Raw genomic sequence first — 25,020 nt, forward strand, 5'->3', positions numbered from 1 at the left:
CTGTTTGAAAAGCCCCATATGGAGAGAAAACATGACTGAGTGCCCCACTTGTAGACTATCAATGGAATCACATTCTACTTCAGAATTAATGGAATGCTGTATGAAACAAATTGGTGATGATTTTTCTGATGAAGACAAAGGAACTTGTCCTAATTGTAAACATACTATCAAAAAACACTCTAACAAAGAACTTGCTGAATGCACATTGGCATTTTTTAAATCAAATATCAAAAATTAAAACTAATTCAAATATTGAAAATAATAAATTTGTAAGATAAGCATAAACAACGGTCTAATTGAATCAAAACATTGGACCAGCTAACTGCAATACTAATTGAAAAATATTCACCAATGTGGACTAACAAGCAGGTTTGGGAATACGAACAAATTCATGAAGAAATCAAATTTGATGCTCTATATGTACAGCCTGGAAATAATAAAGAGATATCGTGGAAGTCAAAATTAGCATATCCAAATAGCAACATAAGAGATATCTTAATTGGAACGTTTGATTATCTTTTAGATGGTTATGAATTATGGATAACAAATTCAAAAAACAATCAAAGAAAACTAGATACATCATTAATCCCATACCTAATGGCAGTCATTGTAGACACAATGATAGATGAAGAAATTTGTCTAAAATTCAGAGAAGAGCAAGACTGTCTTGTAATATCAATTGATACACAAGCAGATGTAATCGATTGTAAAGAATTTTTTGAAGAGTTTTACCATCTTGCCACAGGTTTCAATTTCGATGTAAACACTGGAATTCCAGAAGATGAGACAGAAGCTGAAATCTATCTCACAAGATTACAAGAAGAGTTTGATGAAAAGATGAAAGCCAATTTAGGGGATAGATACCTACCTGGAAATAACGATCCAGATTCTATACACGCAAAAGAATAAGCAAAAATATTTAACAGATTTAATTTCAATTTGCTCAAAATCAAAATAGCGAAAAACGGTGCTCCGATCAATATCCATTTTGTCTAATTATTTTACGCAGATATTGCAAATGCAAGTAAAATAACTTTGTCATAACATGGCAAAAGCAGCAGCAAAAAAACCAGCAGCAAAAAAAGCTTCAAAAAAGAAATAATCAATTGAAGTAATTTTTTTTATTTTTAATCATGATTCATAATTTTTCATTAATTCAACAAAACAGTAATGATTAGTAAATGAAATAGAACAACTTTAAGTGCATAAAAAATAAAACCAAAAAAGAATGGAACATACAAAAGAATGTGAGTATAGAAATGCCCATGATATGATTCATGCCAATTGCTTTTGTAAATGTCATAAAATAATCACAATGGAGGCAAAAAAAATGGATTCCAAGTATTTTTGAGAGGCTAAAAAATAGTATAAAATTAAACTCTTTATGGAGCAATTAAATTTCACATGTTGCTAATTGGCTAGACTGGGAAATGACCAATACCCACAACCTAGGTCAGATTAGAGCAGTGAAGCTCATCATTCAGGTCTGACAAATAGGTCTTTGATATCAATTAGCTTTTCAAATGACAACTACACTGACAACTATCAATAATGCATCTATGGGTTTTACAATCAAGGCAACGTTTACTTCTACCTGTTTTCATTCTTAATTCCTCAATTCGTCTTTTCTTTTCACTCATAATATTCATCATGGTGTAGATTCAAAAAGCCTTTAGGTGTTGTTACAAGTCCTAAAATACCAGCAGAGAAATAAACAAACAATGGCAGATAACAAACGACCATTCAGACGATTTAATAATAAATCATCACGACCAAAAACGCAAACAACTGAAGATAGAATAAAAGATTTTGTTTTACGTAATTCAAAAAATGGTTATTATACAAAAGTTTCAACATTGTCTTACAAATTTGAGATACCAGAGGATAAAGCATGGGAAATTGTTGGAGGGTTACTTGTAGATGGAACTCTAGAATCAGTACATGACCAATTTACAGGGGAGATGAAATTATGTGAAGCTGGAAAAACATATCTGATTATGAATCTAGAACAACAAAGAAAAAGACAGAAATCACAAGAATTTAAGATGAGCAAAAAAAGATCAAAATAAAATGAACACAACTCCTTATTGGAATAAAAAAACATGCTCAGATTGCAAAAGAATGAAATGTCAAAAAGGTTGTCTATGCGATTGCCATCAGCTAAGAGATAGAATAAATTAACACAACTCTTAATTTTATAGGCTCAAATTAGATGTGAAATATAATCATGAATAGTACAAAACAAAACAAAATAGAGATTCAAAGAATTCTAAATTCAATTGAAGGTAGATTAGACGAGAGATTAATCAAATTAACTATGGATCTTATTTTGAAAACTAGCTGGTCTAAAAATGTAGCAATTAATTTGTATAAAAATAATCTAAATAGCATTCCAGATAAATCATTAAACGCATTCACATTGGGAAGTCCATTTTGGGCAGATATATCAAATATCGCTGGACTTTTCCAAAAAATTAGAATTGTCATTAACACCTAACCAAAAAAATATTTTGAGAGAGTTTGTATTTTTTCTAGTCTTATTACGTGCAGAGAATCAAGAGTAGGTAGAAACATCAGGAGGAAAAGTAACCCTTAATTTTACATAAATTTGAAAAAATTTATGAAGCAATGCAAAATATGTGGAACTCCTTTAGGTAAAGAACCAACGACTCAACAATTGTACGAGCATTGGAAGAAGCATCATGGTTGGCACTGGAAAATTAATCAAGATAAGACGCCAGAAGAGGCATTATTAAAAAATTAACAATAACAAGCATCTTTATTTTAGATTAATAGAAAATATACATGGAGTTCATTATCACAATATTTCATTTTCATGGTGGTAATGATATAGATAATGTAATTTTTGGAAAAAAACTAAAAGAGAACCAAGTAAATGAAGATATACGAATTTTCCCTTCAGGTGGATTAACTAAAGGTAAAGGAATTCATGAAAAGTATTTCAAAATAAATCTTAAAAACAACAATGATTTTAATTTAGAATTATTATCCGATTTTCTTTTTTATAGATTATCAAAAATTGATGATGCAGACAGTTTGAAGATCGGAAGTAACAAGGTATCTTTAAAAAAAGATGAAATAAAAAAAGCACTGCAAGACCATTTGAATGAAATTTAAAATCGACGTCTTGGAATAGTGATCGTTTATAGCATGCCTAGACCACTAAACGAAGGCGTCTATTCATTATTCATTTGGTGGTATAAAACAGAGATTTCTTAAATTTTAAACATTTGTTTAATCTAAATTAAAAAAAGATACTAATGTTCAACAATTTATGCATGATGAAAATATGAAAAAAATATTTTAAGCTTATAGATATGAAAAAATTTACTATGGCTTTGTAATACCAATTTCACAATATTTGGCCATGTCAGAAATACAGGCATATGATATCAAAATACATAAAAAAGTGACTATGAAAAATCCAAAACCATATCTAATGAAAAATGGGTCATGGGCACTTAAAGGAACTAGTTCTGCAACCGGGATTACTCTATTCAAAATTGTAGGCAAAAAACCTTCAATATCCCATTCAAAACTAGATTCATTGAGAAGTATATTTACCAGCAGAAAATGTGAATGCGATAAATTCTGCTAATATTTTTTTTAAATAAGAATCTTTAATTTTAGTTTCAAGATAATATTTGTATGAATAAAGAATTAGAATCAAGGATTCTAAGTATAATTTTAGAAACATTTGAGGATCAAAAACGTGAATGGTTAAGCTATTTTCAACATAAAGCAAAGCAAATGAATTTGGATGAAAAATCATTCTTCATTGGTATGATGTATCCAAAAGTAATCAATAATTTAGAAGAGAGCAATATCCATATTCGCATCAAATCAGATTCATGGGGAGATCACGAAATTGAAAAAATCAATTCTATGATAAGAGAATTATATGAAAAATATGTCTAAAAGAGACATCATGGAATAATTCGAAAGTGTTAATTTGAGAAATACTAGAAAGAAGATATGTCTTATGAGATAGAATGGCATGGAAATTTTTATGGTATTTCATGGGCATATGAAAAAGATAGACTAGTAGTATCGATGGTATTTGAAGATAAAAAAGAAGCAGTAGAAATTGCAAAAAACATTGAAGATTGGAGTGATAAATTTACAAGATTAACAATTGTAGAAAAAGAAAATGGAGAGTATTCTATTTGCTGCTATCAAGATCCACAAATTTCTAAAAGTGCAAAAAATATTGGATTGTATCGTACAGGGATGCCACAAAGTGGAGGGTATCAACAAGTTAAACCAATGATTGAAAAAAAATCTCCACTAGTACAGATTGCACATGCAGAAGATGTAAGAGATATGAACACATACGAGCAAATATCACGACTAGTACCAATGAGGAAATATCGAATAATTTCAGAAAAGGATTTGAAAAAACAAGAATTCTTTTATGAAAAAGAGGCAGAAAAACACACTCAGAAAAAATAGTTCCAAAGATTCTAAATTAGGCATAAAACAAGCTCTAATGGCTCAAAATCATGTCGAAAATTATTGAATTAAAGCGTCCCAGTATGGTTTTGCTTTGTTTGGGTCTAATAATGACTTTAATTGGAATTACAATATTTTTGAACCCTCAAGATGATACTACTAACATTATTTTTCTAAGCCTATTTGGTGGAGGTTTATTCATTTCTGGATTGAGTATCTCCATACTTAATCAGATAAGAAAACAAAAAAAGCAATCATAAATTTATTTTTAAAAGTATGGTATTTTAAGACCGAATTAGATAAAAAAAGAAATGACTGAATTCAAACTTCAAGGTTCAGGAGGTTATATCATAGCAGACATAACAGAAGAGCAAGCAAAAAAAGCAGATCTAGGAGTTGGAAAATTATTTTTAGCTCCAATTGGAAAACTTGAAGAAGGGAAAATGAAAAAACATTACTGTAAAAATTGTGAAACTGAATTCGGCAATCCACCAAAGATTCACCTGGAAGAAAACACCAATGAGCAAGTATCGGATAATTTGATTCTAGTAGAAAGAGGTCAATACACATGTGAAAAATGTAGTTCCATAATCGGAGAATACAGAGTATTTAAAAAACAAGATGAATCTGATGAAGCAGGCAATGCAAGACCTAGCAATTAAGTAATACATTTCAAAACAATATCCTTAAGTTTAGAAATAATTCAACTAAGTCATGGTAAGTGTTTTGTTTAAGATAAAATGTGAAAAAGGTCATAAATCCAATGCACTGATTTGGGACAATCAAAGTATTGAAAGCTACATATCGAGCAAAAAATGTAATAGTTGTGGATCACCATTACACAAGTTCACCAATTAATTAAAAATAAAATAAACACTATATTTCAGAAAAGGTGTAAATTTAATGGATAAATATAAAGAATTACTTAATAGTAGAATTTGGATATTAAAAACATGGATTCAAAAAAAGAGCCTGAAAAATTATATCCATCAGGGTATGAACCAAAAGAGAGCAATAACGCGGATAGTAGCTCAGATACCAACGTAAGAAATCAATTATTAAATCAAATACTAAAATCATCACCTACCGAATTTATCAACACAGATTTATTCACTGTAATGTCAAAAAGACGTTCAACTAGAAAATTTACAGATAAAATTGTAGAGACAGTAAAAATAGATAAAATAATTGCGGCTGCAGACACAGCACCTACCGCTGGAAATTTTCAAGGTTTTGAAATATTTTATGTGAAGAGTCCAGAAAAAAAGCAGCAGTTAATCGAGGCGTGTAATAATCAACCATATGTAAATGCCCCACTAGTATTGGTGTTTTGTAAAAATCCATCAAGGGTAAAAATGAATTTTCCAGAAGAAATACTCAAAAAATTTGCCATACAAGATGCAACACTAGCTGCTGCATATTCTCAGCTAGCAGCTCAAGCATTAGGTCTGAGTTCAATATGGATTGGGATGTTTGATGAACAGAAAGTGATGAAGGTGATCAATACCGATTTAATTCCATCATCAATTTTATGTGTAGGATATCCAAAGCAGAATAAATTCCCAAAACCAAGAAGAAATCTCAAAGAAATAGTACATGCAGTATGGTGACAAATTAGCACATACTAACAAAAATTATCTACGAATAAAATTCAAAAAAAATTATTTTTTTTCTGTAATTCGTTTTTTATCTCTGCATATGCCACATAGATAATTTTTTTTGAAAAGTTCGATTTCTTTTTTGAAAGATTCAGACCTAAAATAACTCTCAGACGTTTTCATTCCACCCGGTACTTTTTTTTGGCATTTTGTGCATTTAAGATTCAGATGAAAGCTGATTTTTCTTTCATTTTTATCAATCTTACCGATAATCATCACAATATCAAATGTTTGAATATTTTATAACATATACAAATCTTAAGCAATTTTTTCATCATAATTACGGGTTTTTTACAAATGATTATTCATGATCATATATCATTACAAAATAATTAAGAAAATTTAGCCGGAATTATCATTCATATGTCGATAATGGTAATGACATCTTTTGTTGCAGAACCAATCAAGCCCCCCCAAATATTCCACACGATCAGATTTTCCACAGTATTTGCATTTTATGGTATGCTTCATACTCTTTACATTTTTCATATGGTTCCTTTACTGATAACAGATTATTGTTCCTTATCTTTTCTTTGTAAATTGGTTTTTTTATTTTTCTTTCTAAGTATATTTTAAGGAAAAAATTAGCAGTGTTGAGCATTAAACTTAGAAAAAAAGGGTGATGAACACACAGATTCAAGTCAAATTTAAGCAAGTAACATGTAGAGAAAATAATGGAATTTTTTCAAACAGAAGAGCCTGATATAGAAAAACCAATAATAATTGCAGCCATGCAAGATATGGGAAATGTAGGCAGTATTGTGGTGAATTTTATCAACGATAGCCTGAGAACAAAGAAATTTAGAATTGCAAAGACACCATATCCCACATATGTTGTAGATATTGGAGGACACATAGAACTACCAAATGAAAGTTGGGAGTACAAATATTCTGACGGATTGATTGTTTTTGGAGGAGGAACTGGTCAGCCACAGGATAGTCAAGAGTTGTATGCTCTTTGTCAAGATGTCATAGACATTTCAAAAAAATATTCTGCTAAATTCATCTATACACTTGGAGGTTTTCACACAAATAGGGTATTAGATAAAAATCCCAAAACGTTTGTTACAACTACGTCGTCGGAATTAACAAAACAAATGCAGGGATTAGGTGTTTTTACAACACCTCAAAGATCAATTATCACTGGGTTTAATGGTTTGATACTAGGTTTTGCAAAACAAAACGGTATTCAGGGGATGGGTATGTATGGAGAATTAAATCATCCAGAGATTCCACAATATAGAGCAGCAATTAGCATTATCAAAACATTAGAAAAATTAACTTACAGAAATCTAGGAGATACTGGTAAGTTAGAAATGATGGCACAAGATATTGAAAAAAACTTTGAAAATTAACTAAAAATTCTCATGACGCTTAATTTTTTAATTGCTTTAATTCGGTAGTATTTGTTGCAATTTACTCATCATATAGTACAAATTCCTGTAGCAATTCAAACAGAAATAGAAGGAATAAGATATTATCAAACCCCAGAAGGAAAGTTATATCCATCAATTACCACTGTATTATCTAAAACATCTGACATGTCAGGTCTTGACGAATGGAGAGAAAGGATTGGTACAGATGCAGCTGAGCAAATTATGAAAGATGCACAAATTCATGGGACAATGACTCATAAGCTATGCGAAGATTATCTTAACAATAAAGAATCAAATGGAGATTTTTTAGATATTCCAAAGAATCATTTTGAAAAATTAAAACCGTATCTACATAAAATGAATAATATTCAAGGAATAGAACTTCCGCTTTTTAGCGATGAATTTAAAATTGCAGGAACATGTGATTGTATAGCAGAGTACAACGGAGATTTGTCAATTATTGATTTTAAAACTAGCAGAAGTAGATTAATGGAGCATTATGACAAAGTTCAGAAATATTTCATGCAGGCAACAGCATATTCTTTAATGTGGAAAGAAAGAACAGGAATAGATATAGATCAAATTGTAATTATTGGGTCTGAAGAAACAGGAGACATTGTAGAATTTATCAAAATACCATTTGATTTCAAAGAAGTTTTAATTGAAAAAATAGAAGAATTTCACAAATTAGGTACAACATATCGTGAAACACTTTAGGTGAGATTCTAAACTATGCTTAAAATTAAGTTAGATTATCTCATAATTAGATAAAATGACTGATTTTATTCATGAACCATACAAAACGATCTTTGTAAGAGATTTGATAAAACTAAGTACTGACGATTTACTTAGTATGATGGCATCGCTTGAATCAGGTAGTGCATATTGGGTGGACGGAGTTCTTTTTGCATGTTTTGCAATGACAGAATCAGAAGAATTGGCAAAAAAAGAGATGCAAGGTATGACATATCTGGATAAAGTGGTGTTTGCAAAATATGACAAATATTCAAAGACTGCAAAACTTTCAACGAATATGGAAATTAATGTCCTAAATATGCAAAAAAGTCATTTGTATAGAGATTTGATATCATGGTTGAAAAAACAACCTATTTGGAATGAGTAGATTAGATTAACAAAATAGATTTTTTAGTATCGTTTCTTTATGAATGATAAATTGAATAAAGATGAATTAGAGATATTCATAACAGAATTCCCAAAGGATGGATTTAGCTTAGTTGATCAATTACAAGGAAGAGTACAGTTTGCTATACTGGATCAAATAAAACTCATGAAAACCTCAGGTATTGAATTTGAAGAGATCCAAAAGATAATTTTGAATAATGTTCAAAGAATCATAGAGAATTACAAATCTACAGAAGAATAGAAATTTTTTAAAATATCAGCTAATATCCATACAAAAAAGATTGTAAAAACAAACAAATGTTTAGAATTTACAGAACAGTGTTTTTATTTTATTATTCACATATATTTACAGGTAGTAATCAAATAATCCCAAACATCAATGGTATGTGAAAAGAGTGTTGATGCTCAGTTGTCAGTGGATAACTGATTGGTTTTGGTTACTATCTGATTTTTCCCGTAAATCAATAATTTTTTTGCAAATTATTCTGATGCACCGCATTTTGAACAAGTCCAAACAACTTGAAACATTTGTGCCTGTCGGGTCATAGAATTTCCACATATTTTACAAGTTTTAGAATCTCTAGTGGACATTATCGGTATTCATCTCCACAATCACCAATTCTATCAAATAAATTATTTGATTTTTTAGTAACTGAATTAATCAAGATAAGATCTTCAGAGTCCAAATTCACACCAAATACACGAAGATTGTCTTCCCTATGTTCAGAAATTCCAAGTCGTGTGCCAATAATAATTCCTGCAACTGCAGGTTTATCTAAAATAAATTTTGCAGCAACATTTGAAATACTAGAATCATGTTTTTTTGAAATCTTTGATAAAACTGATAATAATTCTTGAAATAGTGCCCACCCGCCCCATGCATTGATCATGTCATAGTATTTTTGTAGGCTAGCAGTAATCAAGTCTGATCTACGAGGTTCAGGAGAGTCCAAGTATTTTTCAGAAAAAAATCCTCCTAACAAAGTGCCATATGTGAGAAGTGAGATTCCATGTTTTTGGCAAAATGGAACCATTGATTTTTCAGCCCTTTGATCTAGAATAGAATACTGTATTTGGTTGGATACGAGTTTAATTCCTTTGTCAATCATAATTTTAATTCGTTGTGTATCAAAGTTTGTTAGTCCAAGATGTTTGATTTTTCCCTCATCATGCATTTTTGAAAGATGGTTAAGTGCATCAAGATAATTTAGATTATTGTAATCCCACCAATGAAATTGAATTAAATCAAGAGAATCAGTATTCATTTTCTTTAAAGATTGATCTACATAATATTCTACAATGGATTTGGTCATAGGTCCAGGATTTGGCACGAACTTTGTAAGAGACTGAGAGTTTTTCAATTCTTTTGTAGATAACCGTTTTCGAAATTCTCCAACAAATGATTCAGCAGGACCATAAATGTCTGCCAAGTCCCAAGTTGTAAATCCAGCTTTATGATATTCTAGCATCTCTGAAATTGCCGATTCTCGATTTATCTGTCCATGACTTCCAGATACCTGCCACATTCCATTTAAGATTCTACAAATAGTGAGATCTTCTGCAAGAGGGATTTTTGCAATAGTCATGATTTTGTAGAAATTTACACTTTATTTAATGAATATACAATGCAGAGAATTTTAGCCATAATGAAATTTATGAACAATTTATTTAAGAACTGCAATTACAACATTACAACATGGTTCATTATTACATTAAAAAAATAAAACGGGTATCTGAAAAACCACATACATGTGTAAATTGTAATAGGGAAAACATGGTAGAAGATGCGGTTTTAGCTTCAACTGGACCAACTCAAGAAAACACTGACTATACACCATCAATTCTATGTATAGATTGTGAAACATTGATGATAATTACTACCCAGCCAGGTGCAGGGTTAGGATTACAAGCATCTGTTGGGAATGAATTATCAATGAGAAATTAATCCTAGAAAAATATACTTGAATTTGACATACAAAATATTTTGAAAAACTAGACGTGTCTAATTAATTTAAAAGCATCATCATCTATCAAGACAAAGTATCAATTGAACAAAATATTTTTTCTATTAATTCCACTTGCACTTTCAGGTTTCATTCATCTCTGGAATCCAGTAGGATACCCAGATGTATTTTTTGATGAGGGGATTTACATGCGAAGAGCAGTTGACCTTCTTAACACCGGAAATCCTCAAGAAGGTAATGTGTATGACCACCCATACTTTGGTCAGATTGTAATAGCATCAATTCTTTATGCAACAAATTATTCTGATTTTAAAACATCTACTGATTCAGATTCATTACAATCCCTATACCTGATTCCTAGAATATTCATGGGAATATTAGCAGTTGTAGATACATTTCTAATTTATAAAATTGTTCAAATCAGATATGGCACAATATCTGCATTTTTATCAGCAGCATTATTTGCGGTATTACCGTTTACTTGGATTTTTAAAAGAATTCTACTTGATTCAATTTTAATTCCATTGATACTAGGCGCAATTTTAATTGCACTTTATTCTGCTAAAACAAAACATAGTTCAATTTTGATTACTTTTTCAGGGGCATTAATGGGTCTGGCAGTATTTACAAAAATACCAGCATTTACAATGATATTTGTAGTTGCATGGATTGTATACAATAACAGAAAAAAATTCTCCGATGTGATATTATTATTAATTCCATTTTTATTAATTCCTTTGATTTGGCCTCTTAATGCAATAATGCTTAATCAATTTGATCTTTGGCAACAAGGAGTGTTATGGCAGACACAGAGAACAAACAGTATACTAGACATATTTGGATTTTTTGCAGTCATTGATCCTTTGATGTTCGTATTGGGCTTATCTGGAATAGTTTTTGCAGTATTACGTAAAGATAAGTTTCTCTTATTTTGGTTTATTCCCTTTGTAGTATTTCTTAGTGTAGTTGGATACAAACAGTATTTTCATTGGATGATGATTGTTCCAGTTTTGTGTATTAGTGCAGGAATATGGATAGAGTCAATTCACAAGGAGGGTAAAATGAAGAAGTATGTTTATTTTGGAATTATATCAGCAGTATTTGTTTTCGGTTTTACTAGTACAGCACTTTTGATAATCAACGATATATCAAAAAATCAGTTTGAAGCACTTTCTTATGTATTGAATAATTATGATGATAATGTAACAGTTCTTGCAAGTCCTGTGTATACGTGGATATTATATGATGTATTTAAAAAAGAAAATGTACCAGAAGATTATTCGTTTATTTTGTTTTATCCATCAAGTACAGAAAAAATGGTAATAATGGCTGACAGTCATTATAGAATCGATTTTGTACGAGGTCCTCAATTACAAAACATATTAAATAATTCCACAGTTGTACAAACTTTTGATGAGACTACAAAGTTTAATTCTAAAATATACCCATACACAAACATGCAGGCTACAGAAGAAGCAACGAAAATTGAGATTCTTGAGTGGGTTAAGTAAAGAATAACAATCAAAAATTACCTATTTGATAATACAGAATTTTGTATTTTTTGAGACATACTAAAGGTAATATTCATTTTTGATTGATATTTGGCATGGATGATAATTGCTTATGTGATTGCCATTTAGATGATGCCATGATTTGCCTTAACTGTGTGGAACAGCATGTTGAAATACCAATATCAAAAAATAGTTAGATTAGTCAGTATTATTGCTTAGAATTAGCATAAAACAGTCAAATTTTTCAACTTAAAAATTTATTATGAGATGATTTGGCATACCACGTATTGTCAAGTACAGTAAATGCTGAGGTATCAATAGTAATTCCTACCTACAATGAATCAGAAAACATCAAAGGAATACTACATCTAATCAAAGAGCATTTGCCAATAAATACAGCCGTTGAGGCAATAGTAGTAGACGATAACTCACCTGACGGTACAGGCAAGATCGCTGAAGATTATTTTGAATCATTAAAGGAAAAAACAAGATACACAGTTAGCGTGATTAATCGAAAAACAAGAGAGGGATTAAGCTCTGCAATATTAAACGGAATTCAACAAGCAAAAGGAAAAATAATTATCGTGATGGACAGTGATTTTTCTCATCCTCCACAACTTATACCAAAACTAGTAGATGTTTTAAAACAATCAAAAACAGACATTGTAGTTGCTTCCAGATATCTAAACGGTGGATCAATACAAGGGTGGTCATTGAAACGAAAAATGATAAGCAAAGTTGCAACTGTAATTGCAAAGCAAGGTTTGGGAATAAAAGAATCTGATCCGATGTCAGGATTTTTTGCATTTAACAAAGACATAATCAAAGGAATTAATTTTGATGCTATTGGGTACAAATTTCTATTGGAGATGATTGTAAAAGCAAGAGGAGTATCAATTAAAGAAATTCCATACACGTTTCTAGATAGACAAAAAGGGAAGAGCAAGCTTGGTCCAAAAACAATTTTAGAGTTTACTCATGCAGTATGGAATCTTTACAGATATGGAAAGAAAGAACAAAGAAATGAAAAAAGAACATCAGTAAGATTCGTGTCAAAGGCTGCAAGATTCTTTTCAGTTGGAGCATCAGGCTTACTAGTAAATTATCTAATGTCCATGTTATTTACAACTAGTTTTAACATGTGGTATCTTCATGCAACTATACTTGGAATCATTGTTTCAATTAGTAGTAACTTTGTTTTGAACAAGTATTGGACATTTGAAGATAGAGAATTCACACCGAAAAGAACCATCATTCAATATGGTAAATTTGCAGGGTTTAGTTCTATTGGAGCACTAGTTCAACTTGGATTAGTATATTATCTAGTTGATGAGATATCAATTTCATATCCAATTGCGCTTGTATCAGCAGTGGCAACTGCAGCATTTAGCAACTTCATTTTAAATAAAAAATGGACTTTTAAAGAAAAAGTTTGGAGTTAGAAGCACCTCAAACATTCCAATTATTTAGAACTGATTAATACTAATTTTTAATTTAAAGAAGGTTTGAATACTAAGAATGCATACATAGTTTATGGTATTAGGAGTCATAATTACGGTAGGAATTGCAGTTGTGGTAGTCCTAATCATAATAAAATTACTTCGAGATCCTAATATTGGAAAAAACACCAATAAAACAAAACAATGCATTGCATGTGGGAATAAAACAAATTCGTTAATTTGTGAATTTTGTAAAAAAAATGCTAAATCTTTAAGGTAAAATCAAAAAACACCAATCAAAACTAATCCCATCAGGATTAGCAAAACTCCACCAAGTAAAACCAATAGATTGTTTTTAGACATAAACAATCTTGGTTAAACTAGTATATGAAAGTCATTTTATGAATTCAATTTAGAATTATTGTAATGCATAATGAATATCACAGAATAAAGCTGTTCCATAAGGTAGGGTCTTGGCAGTTATACAGCATCCATCTTGAATTCCTTTACCACAAATATAGCACTCTACTTCAGAAACACTGGATTTTACCTCAGGTATTTTTTTGAAATAAAGATCCTGCATTAACGAAGATGTTGATCCTTGCATTGACATCTATCATACGATCCATTATCATATAAAGGTACCGTACTATACCGTAATAGGCTCAATATGGAATAAAAATCAAAATAAAGACAGACAAAATATCAAATCAATTTAAATAATAAACAAGTAAAATTTTGTCTATGGGTGGACACCTTTGGAAAGTCTCAACCGAAAGTAATACCCCTAGAGTTAACTGAAAATCAATTTCAAATATACAATAAAATTTCCAGAAACTATTCACATTCATTTCTATTTGAATCATTAACTGGTCCAGAAGTACTAGCTGAAACATCAGTGATGGGATTTGATCCTAAAATAATTTTCAAAGGATATACAGATAAAGTTGAAATCACAAAAGATGGAAAAACAGAGACGATAAAAACAAATGAACCATTCAAAGAAATAAAAAAATTACTAGGAAAATCAGAAGACCAAAGTTATAGATATTTGGGAGGGGCAGTAGGAGTTGTAAATTATGATGCAATAAGGCTAGTTGAAAATATTCCAGATACACACAATTCACCACAACCACTAATGGAGTTTGGAATTTATGATGACGGAATATTGTATGATAACATCCACAAGAAATTATTTTATTTTTATCATGACACAAATAGATTTGAACGATTCAAAATGAGTGATGATTCATTTGAAGATTTCAAAGCAACTGAAATAACGCCAAACATGAATAAAGAAAAATTCTCAAATATTGTAAACAAGGCAAAACAGTACATTCATGATGGCGATATCTTTCAAGTGGTGTTATCTAGAAAATTCATATTTGATAAAAAGGGAGATGATTTAACATTATACAAGACACTACGTAAACTAAATCCATCACCGTACATGTATCATCTAAAGCAAGATACAAAAACAATCATTGGTGCATCACCAGAAATGTTAGTCAGAATTACAAACGACAAAGTAGAAACATTTCCAATTGCTGGAACTAGAAAAATCACAGACGATGAAGAAAAGAACAAACAATTGGCATACGAATTATTGCATGATGAAAAAGAATTAGCAGAGCATACAATGTTAGTAGACTTGGGTAGAAATGATATTGGCAGGGTATGCAAGTATGGAACAGTTCATACCGAAGAGTTGATGGAGATAAAACGCTTTAGCCATGTACAGCACATAATTACACATGTTGTAGGCAATTTAGCACCAGAAAATGATATGTTTGATGCATTTAAGGCAGTATTTCCTGCTGGAACCGTATCAGGAGCTCCTAAAGTCAGAGCTATGGAGATAATAGAAGAATTGGAATTAGAGTCACGTGGACCATATGCAGGAGCGGTTGGGTATTTTTCATTTAACGGGTGTTGTGATTTTGCAATTGCCATTAGAAGCATATTCATTGATGGAAACAAAGGGTTTGTACAATCAGGTGCAGGCATAGTTTCAGATTCAGTTGCAGAAAACGAATTCATAGAAACAGAACACAAAGCTGGAGCGATGCTTCAAGCACTAAAGGAGGCAACTAAATGAAATTTCTGATCATAGACAATTATGATTCTTTTGTATACAATATTGCTCAGTATTTAGGAGAGCTTGGAGTAGATTCAGATGTTATTAGAAATGACAAGATAACAGTAGAGCAAATTAAACAAAATAAATATGATGCAATAATTATTTCTCCTGGGCCTGGAACACCATCAGATAGAAAATATTTTGGTGTATGCGGTGATGTAATAAAAGACATTGGACCAATCACTCCAATACTAGGAGTGTGTTTAGGTCACCAAGGAATCATTGAAGCATTTGGAGGAAAAGTCACAAATGCAGGATGTGTACGTCATGGAAAGACAAGTCCTGTGGGTCATACAAACTCGGAACTATTCAAAGATGTTAAAAATCCATTTAGAGCAACAAGATACCATTCACTTGTAGGAGACAAAACAATAATTCCAGATGCATTAGAAGTCACAGCGGTTGCAGCTGATGACGGAGAGGTCATGGCAGTCAGACATAAAAAATATCTAATAGAGGGAGTTCAGTTTCATCCCGAATCAATAATGACAGAGGACGGAAAAAGGATTCTTGCAAATTTCATAAAACAGGTGAAAAGTAAAAAATGATCTCCGAGTTAATTTCAAAATTGGAGCAAAAAACAGATCTAACATATGATCAAATGAATTTAGTAATGAAAGAGATTTTATCAGGTAAAACAAATGATAAAGAAAATTTTGATTTTCTATCATCTCTTACTGAAAAGGGAGAGACTGATGATGAATTACTAGGCATGTTAGATAAGATGAGAGCGTTTTCTCTAAAAATTGAGCCTAAAAACAAAGGTAGGGTCATAGATATGTGTGGTACTGGAGGAGACAATCTTCAAACATTCAACATATCCACTGCTGCCTCTTTTGTTGTCACTGCAGCAGGTGGCATAGTAGCAAAACATGGAAATCGTTCTAGCTCAGGAGTTTCAGGGAGTGCAGATGTTTTTGAGTATTTCGGATATGACCTTAATGCAGAACCAACTAAAATTGCACAAATACTTGAAAAACACAACATATGTTTTATGTTTGCACAAAAATTTCATCCAGCAATGAAATATGTCGTAAATGCAAGAAAACAATTAGCAAAAAGATCAGCATTTAATCTATTGGGACCATTATCAAATCCAGCAAATGTGAAAAATCAAATGATAGGAGTATACTCTGTAGAGTTTTTAGAAAGACTACCATTAATCTTAAAAAGAAATGGAGCAGAAAACATTATGACAGTTCGTTCAGATGACGGAATGGATGAGTTTTCAACTAGTGCAAAAAATAGAGTTTGTATTTTAAGAAATGATAAAGTGTTGATGAATTCAATTGATCCTGAAGTGGTAGGGTTGCACAAATCAAAATTAAAAGATATTCAAATCAAGACTAAAGAAGAAGCAATAAAATCATTTGTCAAAGTATTAAACAACACTGCAAACCAAAGCATGATAGAGACAACTGCACTTAATGCAGCTGGTGGATTGATTGTTGCAGGAATTTCAAATAACTTTGAGGAAGGAGTAGAATTGGCATTAAACACAATTAAAGATGGTAAAGCATTCAAACTCTTAGAAAGATTTGTTTCAGATACTGGAAATATTTCAAAACTAACGGAGATTGGATAATGGCAGAAAACATTCTTAGAAAATTAGTAAATAACTCACAAGCTGCAATTGATGATGGAGTATACAATCTAGATATAAAATTAGAAAAATCAAATAAAGACTTTTTACAAATTATAAAATCAAATAATCATGCAACGTTGCTTACTGAGATCAAGTTTTCATCACCATCTTTAGGTAAAATCAGAACATTGACAAACCCTGCAAGTATTGCAAAACAAATGATTGCCGGAGGTGCAAAAGCACTATCAATACTCACTCAGCCTCATTTGTTTAATGGATCTCCAGATTACTTTATCCAGGTTAGACAGGCAGTAGATGTTCCATTATTAATGAAAGATATCATGATTGATACAATACAGATTGATGCTGCAGAAAAAATTGGTGCGGATTACATGTTGGTTATCCAATCATTATTTGATCAAGAGTTTCTCAAAGACATTGATGAATTTATTGGGTATGGTCACAAAAAGGGATTAAAAATTCTACTAGAAGTACACACAAAACAAGAGTTTCAAAATGCATTAAAAACAGAAGCAGATCTAATTGGAATCAACAATAGAAATCTAGACACACTTGAGATAGATCTAAAAACTACAGAAAGAGTACTTGAAGGATACAAAAAGACACGACCCATCATATCTGAGAGTGGTATTGAAACACCTGAGGATATCCAATATCTAAAAAAGTGTGGAGCTGATGCATTCCTAATAGGTTCAAGTATAATGAAAAGCGATAATATCGAAGAGAATGTCAGAAAATTGGTGAATACATATTGAAATATCCTAAAGACGGAAGATTTGGAGAGTTTGGCGGAAAATACATTCCAGAGACATTGGTTCCTGCAATTGAAGAACTAGAAGAGAATTATCTTAAATTCAAAGACAATAAAGATTTCAAAAAAGAGTTAGACTATTACCTCAAACAGTATGCTGGAAGACCAACCCCGTTATACTATGCAAAAAATTTGTCAGAAAAATGTGGAGGTGCTAAAATCTATCTAAAAAGAGAAGACCTGTTACATGGAGGAGCTCATAAAATTAACAATACATTAGGCCAAGCATTACTTGCAAAAAAAATGAACAAAAAAAGAATCATTGCAGAAACAGGAGCAGGTCAACATGGGGTTGCAACTGCTATGGCATGCGCAGTTTTGGGAATTAAATCAGAGGTATACATGGGATACAAAGACACCATACGCCAAAAATTAAACGTGTATAGAATGAATATGCTTGGTTCTAAAGTACATCCAGTAAAATCAGGCTCCAAGACACTCAAAGATGCAATCAATGAAGCAATCAGAGACTGGATTACAAATGTTGAATCAACGTATTATTTACTAGGTTCTACTGTTGGTCCTCACCCATATCCTGTAATGGTAAGAGATTTTCAAAGTGTGATAGGAGAAGAAATCAAAGTACAAATGAAAAAAATAACAAACAAAGTACCTGATACAGTAATCGCATGTGTTGGTGGAGGATCTAACGCAATTGGAACATTTTATCCACTTGTAGACACAAATGCAGAGATCATCGGAGTGGAAGCAGCAGGTAAAGGATTAAAATCAAAATACCATTCTGCAACTCTCTCGGCTGGGAGCAAGGGAGTATTACATGGAATGATGACATATTTGTTACAAGATGAAGAAGGACAAATTACAGAAACACACAGCATATCAGCTGGATTGGATTATCCCGGTGTGGGTCCAGAGCACTCTTATCTTAAGGACATTAAGAGAGTAAAGTATCATTCTGCAACAGATGCAGAAGTAATTGATGCGTTTTTGATGCTAACAAGAACTGAGGGAATTATTCCCGCACTTGAATCAGCACATGCAATAGCTGAAGCAATGAAAATTGCAAAGAAGAGTAAAAAATCAGAATCAATAGTAGTTACACTTTCTGGAAGAGGAGACAAAGATGTTGAAGAAGTACAAAATTATCTGAATAAACATGGCAAGAATTAAAGAAAAATTTGCAGCATTGTCTGCAAAGAATGAAAAAGCGCTGATAGCATACATTATGGTGGGATACCCAAACGAAGCTGCAACCATGGCGTCAGTTAGAGGATTAATTCAAGGAGGAGCAGACATTATAGAATTAGGATTTCCATTTTCAGATCCACTAGCAGATGGACCCATCATTCAAAATGCAAGTACCATATCTCTTCAAAATGGAGCCAAAATCAGCAAATTTTTTGAGATTGTAAAGAAGATCAGAAAAGAAACAGATATTCCATTAATACTAATGACATATACCAATATTTTGTATCATAAAGGATATCAAAAATTTATCATTGAGGCTAAAAATGCAGGAATTGACGGATTGATTCTTCCTGACATGTCAATTGAGGAATCAAAAGAATATCTGGCAGCCACCAAAAATAAGATAGATACAATATTTTTGATATCACCAAACACGACAAAAACAAGAATTGAAAAAATTGCAAAATTATCTTCAGGATTCTTGTACCTAGTTGCAGTGTATGGAACTACGGGTGTAAAAACTGGAATTAAAAATTATACTCTTAAGGCCATTAAAGAAGTCAAAAAGATCACCAAAGAAAAGATTCCAGTAGGAGTAGGGTTTGGTGTTTCGACACCCGAAGATGTAAAAAAATACATCAAGACAGGAGCTGACGCAGTAATTGTAGGAAGTGCATTTTTAAAATTAATTGAGAAGACCCCACAAAATAAACTAGAGTCAAACATTTCAAAATTTACAAGAAGTCTAAAAAAAGAAACTAAGACATAGAGATCAGATCTATTAAGCTAAAGATGAGACATTTAGTATGTACAAATCATCCTCAATCTTTATTATCTTGTATTAGAATCGAGCATTTCGGAGGCAATTGTCTTGGATAAAAAGAAAAAATAATCTCAAAACAACTCATCTAACATAATGTTAAAACTATCAATCAATCCAAATCTATGACATCACAATCAAGATAATCTCTTTTTTATTTTCTAAACTCTTTTTATTCTAAATTTGTACTAATAACGAATCTTTCCACATTTCCTACAAGATAAAGTTCCATTAGAGGCATACTCATGACTACAAGGTTCAGGTTCAACCATCATGAATAAAATTCAAAAAATGGTAATATTATCAAAGAACAATGTAAACATTGAGTGTTCATTCAAAATCATTTTACATTGAATGTATTGTGATACGCTTTAAATTATCAAAAATGAGTTACAGATATCGAGTTTAAATATTCAAGTAAAACTGTGAAGATTATGAAACTGTTCCACAATAAGAAAAATGACTGCATTCAATGTGATGCAAAGTTTGACAATCATGAGGACCTAGTAAAGCATGTCAGACATGAACATCATAAGACTATTGTTAAATGCCAACATTGTGGTAAAGAATTCATTCATGAAAAAGATAGACTACACCACGCAAGAGAAGAGCACAAACATGCCCTAGAAGAACGTTCACGTAAAAAACTCTCATCCTGAAGAGTATAAGACCCAAAGCAGAGTAGATGCATTTAGAGCAAGATTTAGCGATAAATTATAAGTCGTCAAAGAATAGTGGTCTGTATTCTTAACATCTTTGGGGGGGAATTCAATCTCTGTTAAAGACCACTACCTAGATGTGCTCGTACAATATTAGGCATTGTTGAATAAAAAATAGATGCTAAAAAGTTCAAACATACGTTAAAAAAAATAAAAAATCCCATACACATGTTAGATCGCATCTAAGAGATATGGATCAACTGATTTTGTAATTAAAGCAGCAAAACATACAAAAACTAGATACTTGTTTTCTTGATGTGCAGACTAAATTTATTTTTGTTACAGGCGGGGTAATGTCAGGACTTGGTAAAGGGGTAACAACATCATCTATTGCAAAATTATTACAGTTAGCTGATCAAAAAGTATCATGTGTCAAAATAGATCCTTATTTGAATTATGATGCTGGTACAATGAATCCAGTAGCTCATGGAGAAGTCTTTGTCACTGAAGATGGTGGAGAATGTGACATGGACATTGGAAATTATGAGAGATTCCTAAATCAAAATATCCCAAAAAGTCACAACATTACTACAGCTCAAGTTTATTCTACAGTAATTGAAGCAGAAAGAAAAGGAGAGTACTTAGGAGCATGTGTTCAAATAATTCCCCATATTACAGATGAAATCAAAAATAGAATTAGAAAGATTGCAAAGGAAGAAAAACTTGATTTTTTGATTGTAGAATGTGGAGGTACAGTAGGAGATATTGAGTCACTTCCATTTTTGGAAGCTTTAAGACAGATGAGAGTAGAAGAGGGACCACAAAATGTAATTTTTGTTCATGTAACACTTGCACCATCACTAGACGTAGTAGGAGAGCAGAAAACTAAACCAACACAACATAGTGCACAAGAATTAAGAAGAATTGGTATTCAGCCAGATTTTTTGGCAGTAAGATGCAGTACACCATTAGAAGAAAGTACAAAGAAAAAAATTGCATTATTTACTAATGTCACAGCAAACGATGTATTATCATGTCATGATGTAAAATCAATTTTTCAAGTACCACAGATATTATATGATCAAGGAATAATGGATTCATTATTTACAAAATTTGGAAAAGTGGGCATGGTAAATGCATCCGCAAATTGGGATAAGTGGAACACCATTGCCGAATCAATGATTAATCATGAAGATCAAAAAGTAAGAATTGCAATGGTTGGAAAATATGTTACATTAGCAGATAGTTATGTTAGTGTTAATCATGCACTAAAACATGCAGGCGCTAAACTAGGAAAATCCATCATAATAGATTGGATAGATTCGGAATCAATTTCAGATTACAGTATTTTATCAAAATATGATGGAATATTAGTTCCAGGAGGATTTGGAGTTAGAGGAGCTGAGGGAATTATAAAGACTGCAAATTATGCAAGAGAGAAAAACATTCCATATCTTGGAATATGTTTTGGTTTTCAATTAGCAGCAATTGCATTTGGAAGAAATGTTTTGAAGTTAGATGATGCAAATTCTACTGAGATTAAACCTGAGACTAAAAATCCAGTAGTAGATTTACTTCCAGAACAAAAAACAATATCAGATATGGGTGGCTCATTAAGACTAGGAGCAAACGATATTGAAATTAAACCAAATACAATATCGCATAAAATTTACAATGCAGAAAGAATTAGCAAAAGACATAGACACAGATATGAAATAAACAAAAAATACATTCCAGAGTTTGAGAAAAATGGGTTAATTTTTTCTGCAGAAAGTGATAATGGTAAAAGGATGGAAATGCTAGAGATACCATCTCATAAATTCTACATCGGAGTTCAATTTCATCCAGAATTTAACAGTAGGCCGGGTTATCCCGAACAAGTTTTTGAAGCATTTGTTAAGGCTTCATCCCAAAAACAATAATCAGATATTAAAAATAAACATTCATTCAATTTTTGATATTTCATAGATTTTTTGACGAGCATCTCTAATTGAGACTTTCTTTTTTCACATACCCTTTTTTGAGCAAATGGCTAAGAGCTAATCGTACAGTTCTGTCGGGAAGTAAAGTCTTGTTTGCAAGATCTTTTTGTGTTAATGCGCCTTCATACTCCAAGGTTTTTAGCAATAATTTAGAGCTTGGAGGCATACTAAGTAGTTCTTCAGCTAGATGTACTTTCTTGGCAAGTGCAGAAATTGCAGTTGAATTTTTTTTGAGCCTAATTATTTTTGCCGGGGGTAAAAACTGAGTACACTCAACAGTGTTGGTTACTTTGTATCTATCCAATCCATCAAGAACAACTTCACAGTGTAGTCGAGCTGAAATGTCACTGATTTGGATAGAGCTTGTATTAGATACGATAATTGGTCTTCGTGTAATATCTAAAGAGTTTACAGAAATTATTTCAAAAACTCCAGAATCAGGAAACAGCATAGGGCCACCCGCAGACATTGAATACGCAGACGAGCCAATTGGTGTGGATACAATAATCCCGTCACTATTATCGTGCCATACTTCTTCGTCATTAACTCGCAAAGTATGCTCCATTAGCATGGCACTTCGTGATGAGAATACGGCAACGTCGTTTAAGACAGGATAGACATTCTTTCCGTCAATCTTTACTCCAATTCTTGGTACTTCTTCAACGGTATAGTTTTGTTTTTTTAAGATTTTAACATGAGAAGAAAACTCTCTAAGATCTATCTGAGCTAAAAATCCACTCGCTTCACCTTCACTTATTCCTAAAACAGGAGTTGTAGAATCAAATGATCTATGAAAATAATTTCTAACGCCTTTATCGCCACCTAATACTAAAATACAATCAACTAGTCTAGATTTAGATTTTGAAGTGATTACAAATGATTCAATTTCAGCATCATCTAAGATTTTTTTGATTGTTATTGCTGCAGATGCTGTTGTACCAGAACCATAGATTCCTATTTGCACAATGAAATGAAACTAGGAGTACAATAAAAGGATAAACGCTAAAAATAACTTCATTACCAAATTCTCAGATTCAATCTCATAACTTAACAATCTAATCAGTTTTTTCAAAAAAAACACACAAGAAAATATACCCATAGTCAACGTAAGATAATTGATTATGAGCAATCATGGATTGATCATAAGTTGAAAAATGGGACTGTCATCGGAATTCTTTCAGATACCGGTCTTAAGTCTTATTTTTCGTTGTATTTCATTTTATAAAATATCTAACAAAGTTACTATATGGATCTATATTTCACCAGATTATAGAAATAAGAAGCATTCGTTTCAATTGCATTTTTTGGTGGAATTTTTAACAGGCCTACTTGTTTTGAGTCAAGTGCAGCTTGTGCAGAACCTCCTGCAAAGCATAATGCCCAAAGAAAATCCTTTTCTTTTAACATGGTACAACAAAACGTTGCACAGAAAATATCTCCCAGTCCGGTTGTATCATAAACTTCTTTGTTAGGTAATGTTAAAGAATAAATCTTGTCCTTAACTAATAAAGAAACCTCAGTTTTGTTTGTCATGATTACATGTTCTACACCTTTTTTTTGTAATGCCTTCATCATCTCATCATGATTACCATCAACTAGCATTTGTGATTCTTCTGGATTTACTTTGATTGCATTTACCCCAGATAAATCAAGTTCAGTTTTTTTTAAAATGACATTATTATTAGAATCAACTTGTCTTAAAAATCCCTGAGGATCAACTAGTGTAAAACTAGAGTCTTTCTTTATTTTAGAAAACATTTCATTTGAAATTTCATGAAAAATTGGTGTTACTAACGACCCATCTGCATTGATTGATGTAAATTCTAAAGGAACACATTGATTTAGTAATTTCAGAGTTCTATCGGAGCCGGCAATATCAATGGCAAAACGTGTAGTTAGTTTATCAGATAAGGAATTTTCAAAATTTATTTTATTTTGAGTGAGATATTGCTGTGGAAAATCTTTACCGAATTTTGTGTATAAATCCACATCGAATTTAAGTTGTCTTGCAGTCAATCCACCATAGCATGCAGCACCGCCAATCTGTTCGTGTGTTGTGCCATCAATAGTAATTGAGTCTATTGCACAATGAGAAAATAATGCTAATTTCATCAGTCAGGGTTTCAATTAGTATAGATTTAGTTTTTTGCATTATATTTTTCAAAACAGTCATGGCATAAAATATTCCCTTTTGATATAACTAATTCCATATTTGACATACAGCAAGCATGACATAGCCCACGCATAACTATCAAAGAATTAGATCTAGGATTAAAATATGATGATTTT

32 protein-coding genes are annotated in these 25,020 nt (G+C 31.7%); 28 read left to right on the plus strand and 4 right to left on the minus strand.

The window, feature by feature from the left end; all coding sequences use genetic code 11:
* The 16 genes from BG20_RS04360 to BG20_RS04440 form a co-directional block, all read left to right on the plus strand.
* Positions 1 to 238 (plus strand): hypothetical protein (locus BG20_RS04360; RefSeq protein WP_010191372.1); only part of this gene is annotated, 238 nt, incomplete at its 5' end.
* Positions 239 to 351: 113 nt separating this feature from the next.
* Positions 352 to 909 (plus strand): hypothetical protein, encoded by a 558-nt coding sequence (locus BG20_RS04365; protein ID WP_007401691.1) that lies wholly within the window; start codon positions 352 to 354, stop codon positions 907 to 909.
* Positions 910 to 1,721: 812 nt separating this feature from the next.
* On the plus strand, positions 1,722 to 2,069 hold the full coding sequence (locus tag BG20_RS04370) for a hypothetical protein (RefSeq protein ID WP_010191374.1): 348 nt from the start codon (positions 1,722 to 1,724) through the stop codon (positions 2,067 to 2,069).
* Between the two features lie 158 nt (positions 2,070 to 2,227).
* Positions 2,228 to 2,497 carry a hypothetical protein gene (locus BG20_RS04375; RefSeq protein ID WP_010191376.1) on the plus strand — a complete coding sequence of 90 codons (270 nt, stop codon included), beginning with the start codon at positions 2,228 to 2,230 and terminating at the stop codon, positions 2,495 to 2,497.
* A 123-nt stretch (positions 2,498 to 2,620) separates the two neighbouring features.
* Entirely contained in the window at positions 2,621 to 2,764 is a 144-nt protein-coding gene (locus BG20_RS12655; protein WP_193353017.1) for a hypothetical protein, read from the plus strand.
* 41 nt (positions 2,765 to 2,805) lie between these two features.
* The gene (locus BG20_RS04380) at positions 2,806 to 3,138 is read left to right on the plus strand and encodes a hypothetical protein (protein ID WP_007401694.1); all 333 of its coding nucleotides are present in this window, start codon (positions 2,806 to 2,808) and stop codon (positions 3,136 to 3,138) included.
* 250 nt (positions 3,139 to 3,388) lie between these two features.
* Positions 3,389 to 3,619 carry a hypothetical protein gene (locus BG20_RS04385; RefSeq protein WP_010191379.1) on the plus strand — a complete coding sequence of 77 codons (231 nt, stop codon included), beginning with the start codon at positions 3,389 to 3,391 and terminating at the stop codon, positions 3,617 to 3,619.
* 50 nt (positions 3,620 to 3,669) lie between these two features.
* The gene (locus BG20_RS04390; RefSeq protein WP_010191381.1) at positions 3,670 to 3,939 is read left to right on the plus strand and encodes a hypothetical protein; all 270 of its coding nucleotides are present in this window, start codon (positions 3,670 to 3,672) and stop codon (positions 3,937 to 3,939) included.
* A gap of 57 nt (positions 3,940 to 3,996) precedes the next feature.
* Positions 3,997 to 4,473 carry a hypothetical protein gene (locus BG20_RS04395; protein ID WP_007401697.1) on the plus strand — a complete coding sequence of 159 codons (477 nt, stop codon included), beginning with the start codon at positions 3,997 to 3,999 and terminating at the stop codon, positions 4,471 to 4,473.
* 50 nt (positions 4,474 to 4,523) lie between these two features.
* Entirely contained in the window at positions 4,524 to 4,733 is a 210-nt protein-coding gene (locus BG20_RS04400) for a hypothetical protein (protein ID WP_048097056.1), read from the plus strand.
* A gap of 51 nt (positions 4,734 to 4,784) precedes the next feature.
* The gene (locus BG20_RS04405; protein ID WP_010191384.1) at positions 4,785 to 5,135 is read left to right on the plus strand and encodes a hypothetical protein; all 351 of its coding nucleotides are present in this window, start codon (positions 4,785 to 4,787) and stop codon (positions 5,133 to 5,135) included.
* A gap of 291 nt (positions 5,136 to 5,426) precedes the next feature.
* On the plus strand, positions 5,427 to 6,083 hold the full coding sequence (locus BG20_RS04410) for a nitroreductase family protein (protein ID WP_010191386.1): 657 nt from the start codon (positions 5,427 to 5,429) through the stop codon (positions 6,081 to 6,083).
* Between the two features lie 722 nt (positions 6,084 to 6,805).
* Complete coding sequence (locus tag BG20_RS04425) at positions 6,806 to 7,486, plus strand: PAC2 family protein (RefSeq protein ID WP_010191391.1); 681 nt, start codon at positions 6,806 to 6,808, stop codon at positions 7,484 to 7,486.
* A 54-nt stretch (positions 7,487 to 7,540) separates the two neighbouring features.
* Entirely contained in the window at positions 7,541 to 8,224 is a 684-nt protein-coding gene (locus BG20_RS04430; protein ID WP_238527503.1) for a PD-(D/E)XK nuclease family protein, read from the plus strand.
* Positions 8,225 to 8,279: 55 nt separating this feature from the next.
* Positions 8,280 to 8,630: a hypothetical protein gene (locus BG20_RS04435; protein WP_007401704.1), complete on the plus strand. Its 351-nt coding sequence runs from the start codon at positions 8,280 to 8,282 to the stop codon at positions 8,628 to 8,630.
* Positions 8,631 to 8,681: 51 nt separating this feature from the next.
* Positions 8,682 to 8,891, plus strand: a complete 210-nt coding sequence (locus tag BG20_RS04440; RefSeq protein WP_238527504.1) for a hypothetical protein — start codon at positions 8,682 to 8,684, stop codon at positions 8,889 to 8,891.
* 349 nt (positions 8,892 to 9,240) lie between these two features.
* Here the strand turns inward: BG20_RS04440 and BG20_RS04445 are convergent, their stop codons facing one another.
* Positions 9,241 to 10,236 (minus strand): aldo/keto reductase, encoded by a 996-nt coding sequence (locus BG20_RS04445; RefSeq protein WP_010191400.1) that lies wholly within the window; start codon positions 10,234 to 10,236, stop codon positions 9,241 to 9,243.
* A gap of 188 nt (positions 10,237 to 10,424) precedes the next feature.
* On the opposite strand from BG20_RS04445, the gene BG20_RS04450 reads away from it, so the two are divergent.
* The 4 genes from BG20_RS04450 to BG20_RS04465 all read left to right on the plus strand — a co-directional run bounded on the left by BG20_RS04450 (position 10,425) and on the right by BG20_RS04465 (position 13,844).
* Complete coding sequence (locus BG20_RS04450) at positions 10,425 to 10,595, plus strand: hypothetical protein (protein WP_238527505.1); 171 nt, start codon at positions 10,425 to 10,427, stop codon at positions 10,593 to 10,595.
* 102 nt (positions 10,596 to 10,697) lie between these two features.
* Positions 10,698 to 12,125, plus strand: a complete 1,428-nt coding sequence (locus BG20_RS04455) for an ArnT family glycosyltransferase (RefSeq protein WP_010191404.1) — start codon at positions 10,698 to 10,700, stop codon at positions 12,123 to 12,125.
* A gap of 287 nt (positions 12,126 to 12,412) precedes the next feature.
* The gene (locus BG20_RS04460) at positions 12,413 to 13,567 is read left to right on the plus strand and encodes a glycosyltransferase (RefSeq protein WP_007401709.1); all 1,155 of its coding nucleotides are present in this window, start codon (positions 12,413 to 12,415) and stop codon (positions 13,565 to 13,567) included.
* A 91-nt stretch (positions 13,568 to 13,658) separates the two neighbouring features.
* Positions 13,659 to 13,844: a hypothetical protein gene (locus BG20_RS04465; protein WP_010191406.1), complete on the plus strand. Its 186-nt coding sequence runs from the start codon at positions 13,659 to 13,661 to the stop codon at positions 13,842 to 13,844.
* Positions 13,845 to 13,982: 138 nt separating this feature from the next.
* Here BG20_RS04465 and BG20_RS04470 read toward each other — a convergent pair whose 3' ends face one another.
* The gene (locus BG20_RS04470) at positions 13,983 to 14,177 is read right to left on the minus strand and encodes a hypothetical protein (protein ID WP_010191408.1); all 195 of its coding nucleotides are present in this window, start codon (positions 14,175 to 14,177) and stop codon (positions 13,983 to 13,985) included.
* 135 nt (positions 14,178 to 14,312) lie between these two features.
* Between BG20_RS04470 and BG20_RS04475 the strand changes: the two genes are divergently transcribed.
* The 8 genes from BG20_RS04475 (at position 14,313) to pyrG (ending at position 22,671) form a co-directional block, all read left to right on the plus strand.
* Positions 14,313 to 15,662, plus strand: coding sequence for an anthranilate synthase component I family protein (locus tag BG20_RS04475; protein WP_010191410.1), 1,350 nt, complete (start codon positions 14,313 to 14,315; stop codon positions 15,660 to 15,662).
* Entirely contained in the window at positions 15,659 to 16,252 is a 594-nt protein-coding gene (locus BG20_RS04480) for an anthranilate synthase component II (RefSeq protein ID WP_010191412.1), read from the plus strand. The genes BG20_RS04475 and BG20_RS04480 overlap by 4 nt, the downstream gene beginning before the upstream one ends.
* Positions 16,249 to 17,289 carry an anthranilate phosphoribosyltransferase gene (gene trpD / locus BG20_RS04485; protein ID WP_010191414.1) on the plus strand — a complete coding sequence of 347 codons (1,041 nt, stop codon included), beginning with the start codon at positions 16,249 to 16,251 and terminating at the stop codon, positions 17,287 to 17,289. The genes BG20_RS04480 and trpD overlap by 4 nt, the downstream gene beginning before the upstream one ends.
* Positions 17,289 to 18,065 (plus strand): indole-3-glycerol phosphate synthase TrpC, encoded by a 777-nt coding sequence (locus tag BG20_RS04490; protein WP_010191416.1) that lies wholly within the window; start codon positions 17,289 to 17,291, stop codon positions 18,063 to 18,065. The genes trpD and BG20_RS04490 overlap by 1 nt, the downstream gene beginning before the upstream one ends.
* Complete coding sequence (gene trpB / locus BG20_RS04495; RefSeq protein WP_010191417.1) at positions 18,062 to 19,252, plus strand: tryptophan synthase subunit beta; 1,191 nt, start codon at positions 18,062 to 18,064, stop codon at positions 19,250 to 19,252. Before BG20_RS04490 ends, trpB begins: the two co-directional genes overlap by 4 nt.
* On the plus strand, positions 19,239 to 20,039 hold the full coding sequence (gene trpA, locus BG20_RS04500; protein WP_010191419.1) for a tryptophan synthase subunit alpha: 801 nt from the start codon (positions 19,239 to 19,241) through the stop codon (positions 20,037 to 20,039). Before trpB ends, trpA begins: the two co-directional genes overlap by 14 nt.
* 485 nt (positions 20,040 to 20,524) lie before the next feature.
* Positions 20,525 to 20,749: a hypothetical protein gene (locus BG20_RS04505; RefSeq protein ID WP_010191421.1), complete on the plus strand. Its 225-nt coding sequence runs from the start codon at positions 20,525 to 20,527 to the stop codon at positions 20,747 to 20,749.
* Positions 20,750 to 21,066: 317 nt separating this feature from the next.
* On the plus strand, positions 21,067 to 22,671 hold the full coding sequence (gene pyrG, locus BG20_RS04510; RefSeq protein WP_010191422.1) for a glutamine hydrolyzing CTP synthase: 1,605 nt from the start codon (positions 21,067 to 21,069) through the stop codon (positions 22,669 to 22,671).
* A gap of 64 nt (positions 22,672 to 22,735) precedes the next feature.
* Here the strand turns inward: pyrG and BG20_RS04515 are convergent, their stop codons facing one another.
* Both BG20_RS04515 and BG20_RS04520 read right to left on the minus strand, forming a co-directional pair.
* The gene (locus BG20_RS04515) at positions 22,736 to 23,695 is read right to left on the minus strand and encodes an NAD(+)/NADH kinase (RefSeq protein WP_010191423.1); all 960 of its coding nucleotides are present in this window, start codon (positions 23,693 to 23,695) and stop codon (positions 22,736 to 22,738) included.
* Positions 23,696 to 23,973: 278 nt separating this feature from the next.
* Positions 23,974 to 24,843, minus strand: coding sequence for a PfkB family carbohydrate kinase (locus BG20_RS04520; RefSeq protein ID WP_010191425.1), 870 nt, complete (start codon positions 24,841 to 24,843; stop codon positions 23,974 to 23,976).
* Positions 24,844 to 25,020 lie beyond the last annotated feature (177 nt).

The organism is Candidatus Nitrosarchaeum limnium BG20, assembly GCF_000241145.1.
Taxonomy (GTDB): Archaea; Thermoproteota; Nitrososphaeria; order Nitrososphaerales; family Nitrosopumilaceae; genus Nitrosarchaeum; species Nitrosarchaeum limnae.

What these genes read in the sequence shown, in the direction of transcription:
- BG20_RS04365 (WP_007401691.1), top strand. Translation starts at nt 352, where the DNA reads ATGTGGACTAACAAGCAGGTTTGGGAATACGAACAAATTCATGAAGAA.
- BG20_RS04370 (WP_010191374.1), top strand. Translation starts at nt 1,722, where the DNA reads ATGGCAGATAACAAACGACCATTCAGACGATTTAATAATAAATCATCA.
- BG20_RS04375 (WP_010191376.1), top strand. Translation starts at nt 2,228, where the DNA reads ATGAATAGTACAAAACAAAACAAAATAGAGATTCAAAGAATTCTAAAT.
- BG20_RS12655 (WP_193353017.1), top strand. Translation starts at nt 2,621, where the DNA reads ATGAAGCAATGCAAAATATGTGGAACTCCTTTAGGTAAAGAACCAACG.
- BG20_RS04380 (WP_007401694.1), top strand. Translation starts at nt 2,806, where the DNA reads ATGGAGTTCATTATCACAATATTTCATTTTCATGGTGGTAATGATATA.
- BG20_RS04385 (WP_010191379.1), top strand. Translation starts at nt 3,389, where the DNA reads ATGTCAGAAATACAGGCATATGATATCAAAATACATAAAAAAGTGACT.
- BG20_RS04390 (WP_010191381.1), top strand. Translation starts at nt 3,670, where the DNA reads ATGAATAAAGAATTAGAATCAAGGATTCTAAGTATAATTTTAGAAACA.
- BG20_RS04395 (WP_007401697.1), top strand. Translation starts at nt 3,997, where the DNA reads ATGTCTTATGAGATAGAATGGCATGGAAATTTTTATGGTATTTCATGG.
- BG20_RS04400 (WP_048097056.1), top strand. Translation starts at nt 4,524, where the DNA reads ATGTCGAAAATTATTGAATTAAAGCGTCCCAGTATGGTTTTGCTTTGT.
- BG20_RS04405 (WP_010191384.1), top strand. Translation starts at nt 4,785, where the DNA reads ATGACTGAATTCAAACTTCAAGGTTCAGGAGGTTATATCATAGCAGAC.
- BG20_RS04410 (WP_010191386.1), top strand. Translation starts at nt 5,427, where the DNA reads ATGGATTCAAAAAAAGAGCCTGAAAAATTATATCCATCAGGGTATGAA.
- BG20_RS04425 (WP_010191391.1), top strand. Translation starts at nt 6,806, where the DNA reads ATGGAATTTTTTCAAACAGAAGAGCCTGATATAGAAAAACCAATAATA.
- BG20_RS04435 (WP_007401704.1), top strand. Translation starts at nt 8,280, where the DNA reads ATGACTGATTTTATTCATGAACCATACAAAACGATCTTTGTAAGAGAT.
- BG20_RS04445 (WP_010191400.1), bottom strand. Translation starts at nt 10,236, where the DNA reads ATGACTATTGCAAAAATCCCTCTTGCAGAAGATCTCACTATTTGTAGA.
- BG20_RS04450 (WP_238527505.1), top strand. Translation starts at nt 10,425, where the DNA reads ATGGTAGAAGATGCGGTTTTAGCTTCAACTGGACCAACTCAAGAAAAC.
- BG20_RS04465 (WP_010191406.1), top strand. Translation starts at nt 13,659, where the DNA reads ATGGTATTAGGAGTCATAATTACGGTAGGAATTGCAGTTGTGGTAGTC.
- BG20_RS04470 (WP_010191408.1), bottom strand. Translation starts at nt 14,177, where the DNA reads ATGTCAATGCAAGGATCAACATCTTCGTTAATGCAGGATCTTTATTTC.
- BG20_RS04480 (WP_010191412.1), top strand. Translation starts at nt 15,659, where the DNA reads ATGAAATTTCTGATCATAGACAATTATGATTCTTTTGTATACAATATT.
- trpD (WP_010191414.1), top strand. Translation starts at nt 16,249, where the DNA reads ATGATCTCCGAGTTAATTTCAAAATTGGAGCAAAAAACAGATCTAACA.
- BG20_RS04490 (WP_010191416.1), top strand. Translation starts at nt 17,289, where the DNA reads ATGGCAGAAAACATTCTTAGAAAATTAGTAAATAACTCACAAGCTGCA.
- trpA (WP_010191419.1), top strand. Translation starts at nt 19,239, where the DNA reads ATGGCAAGAATTAAAGAAAAATTTGCAGCATTGTCTGCAAAGAATGAA.
- BG20_RS04505 (WP_010191421.1), top strand. Translation starts at nt 20,525, where the DNA reads ATGAAACTGTTCCACAATAAGAAAAATGACTGCATTCAATGTGATGCA.
- BG20_RS04520 (WP_010191425.1), bottom strand. Translation starts at nt 24,843, where the DNA reads ATGAAATTAGCATTATTTTCTCATTGTGCAATAGACTCAATTACTATT.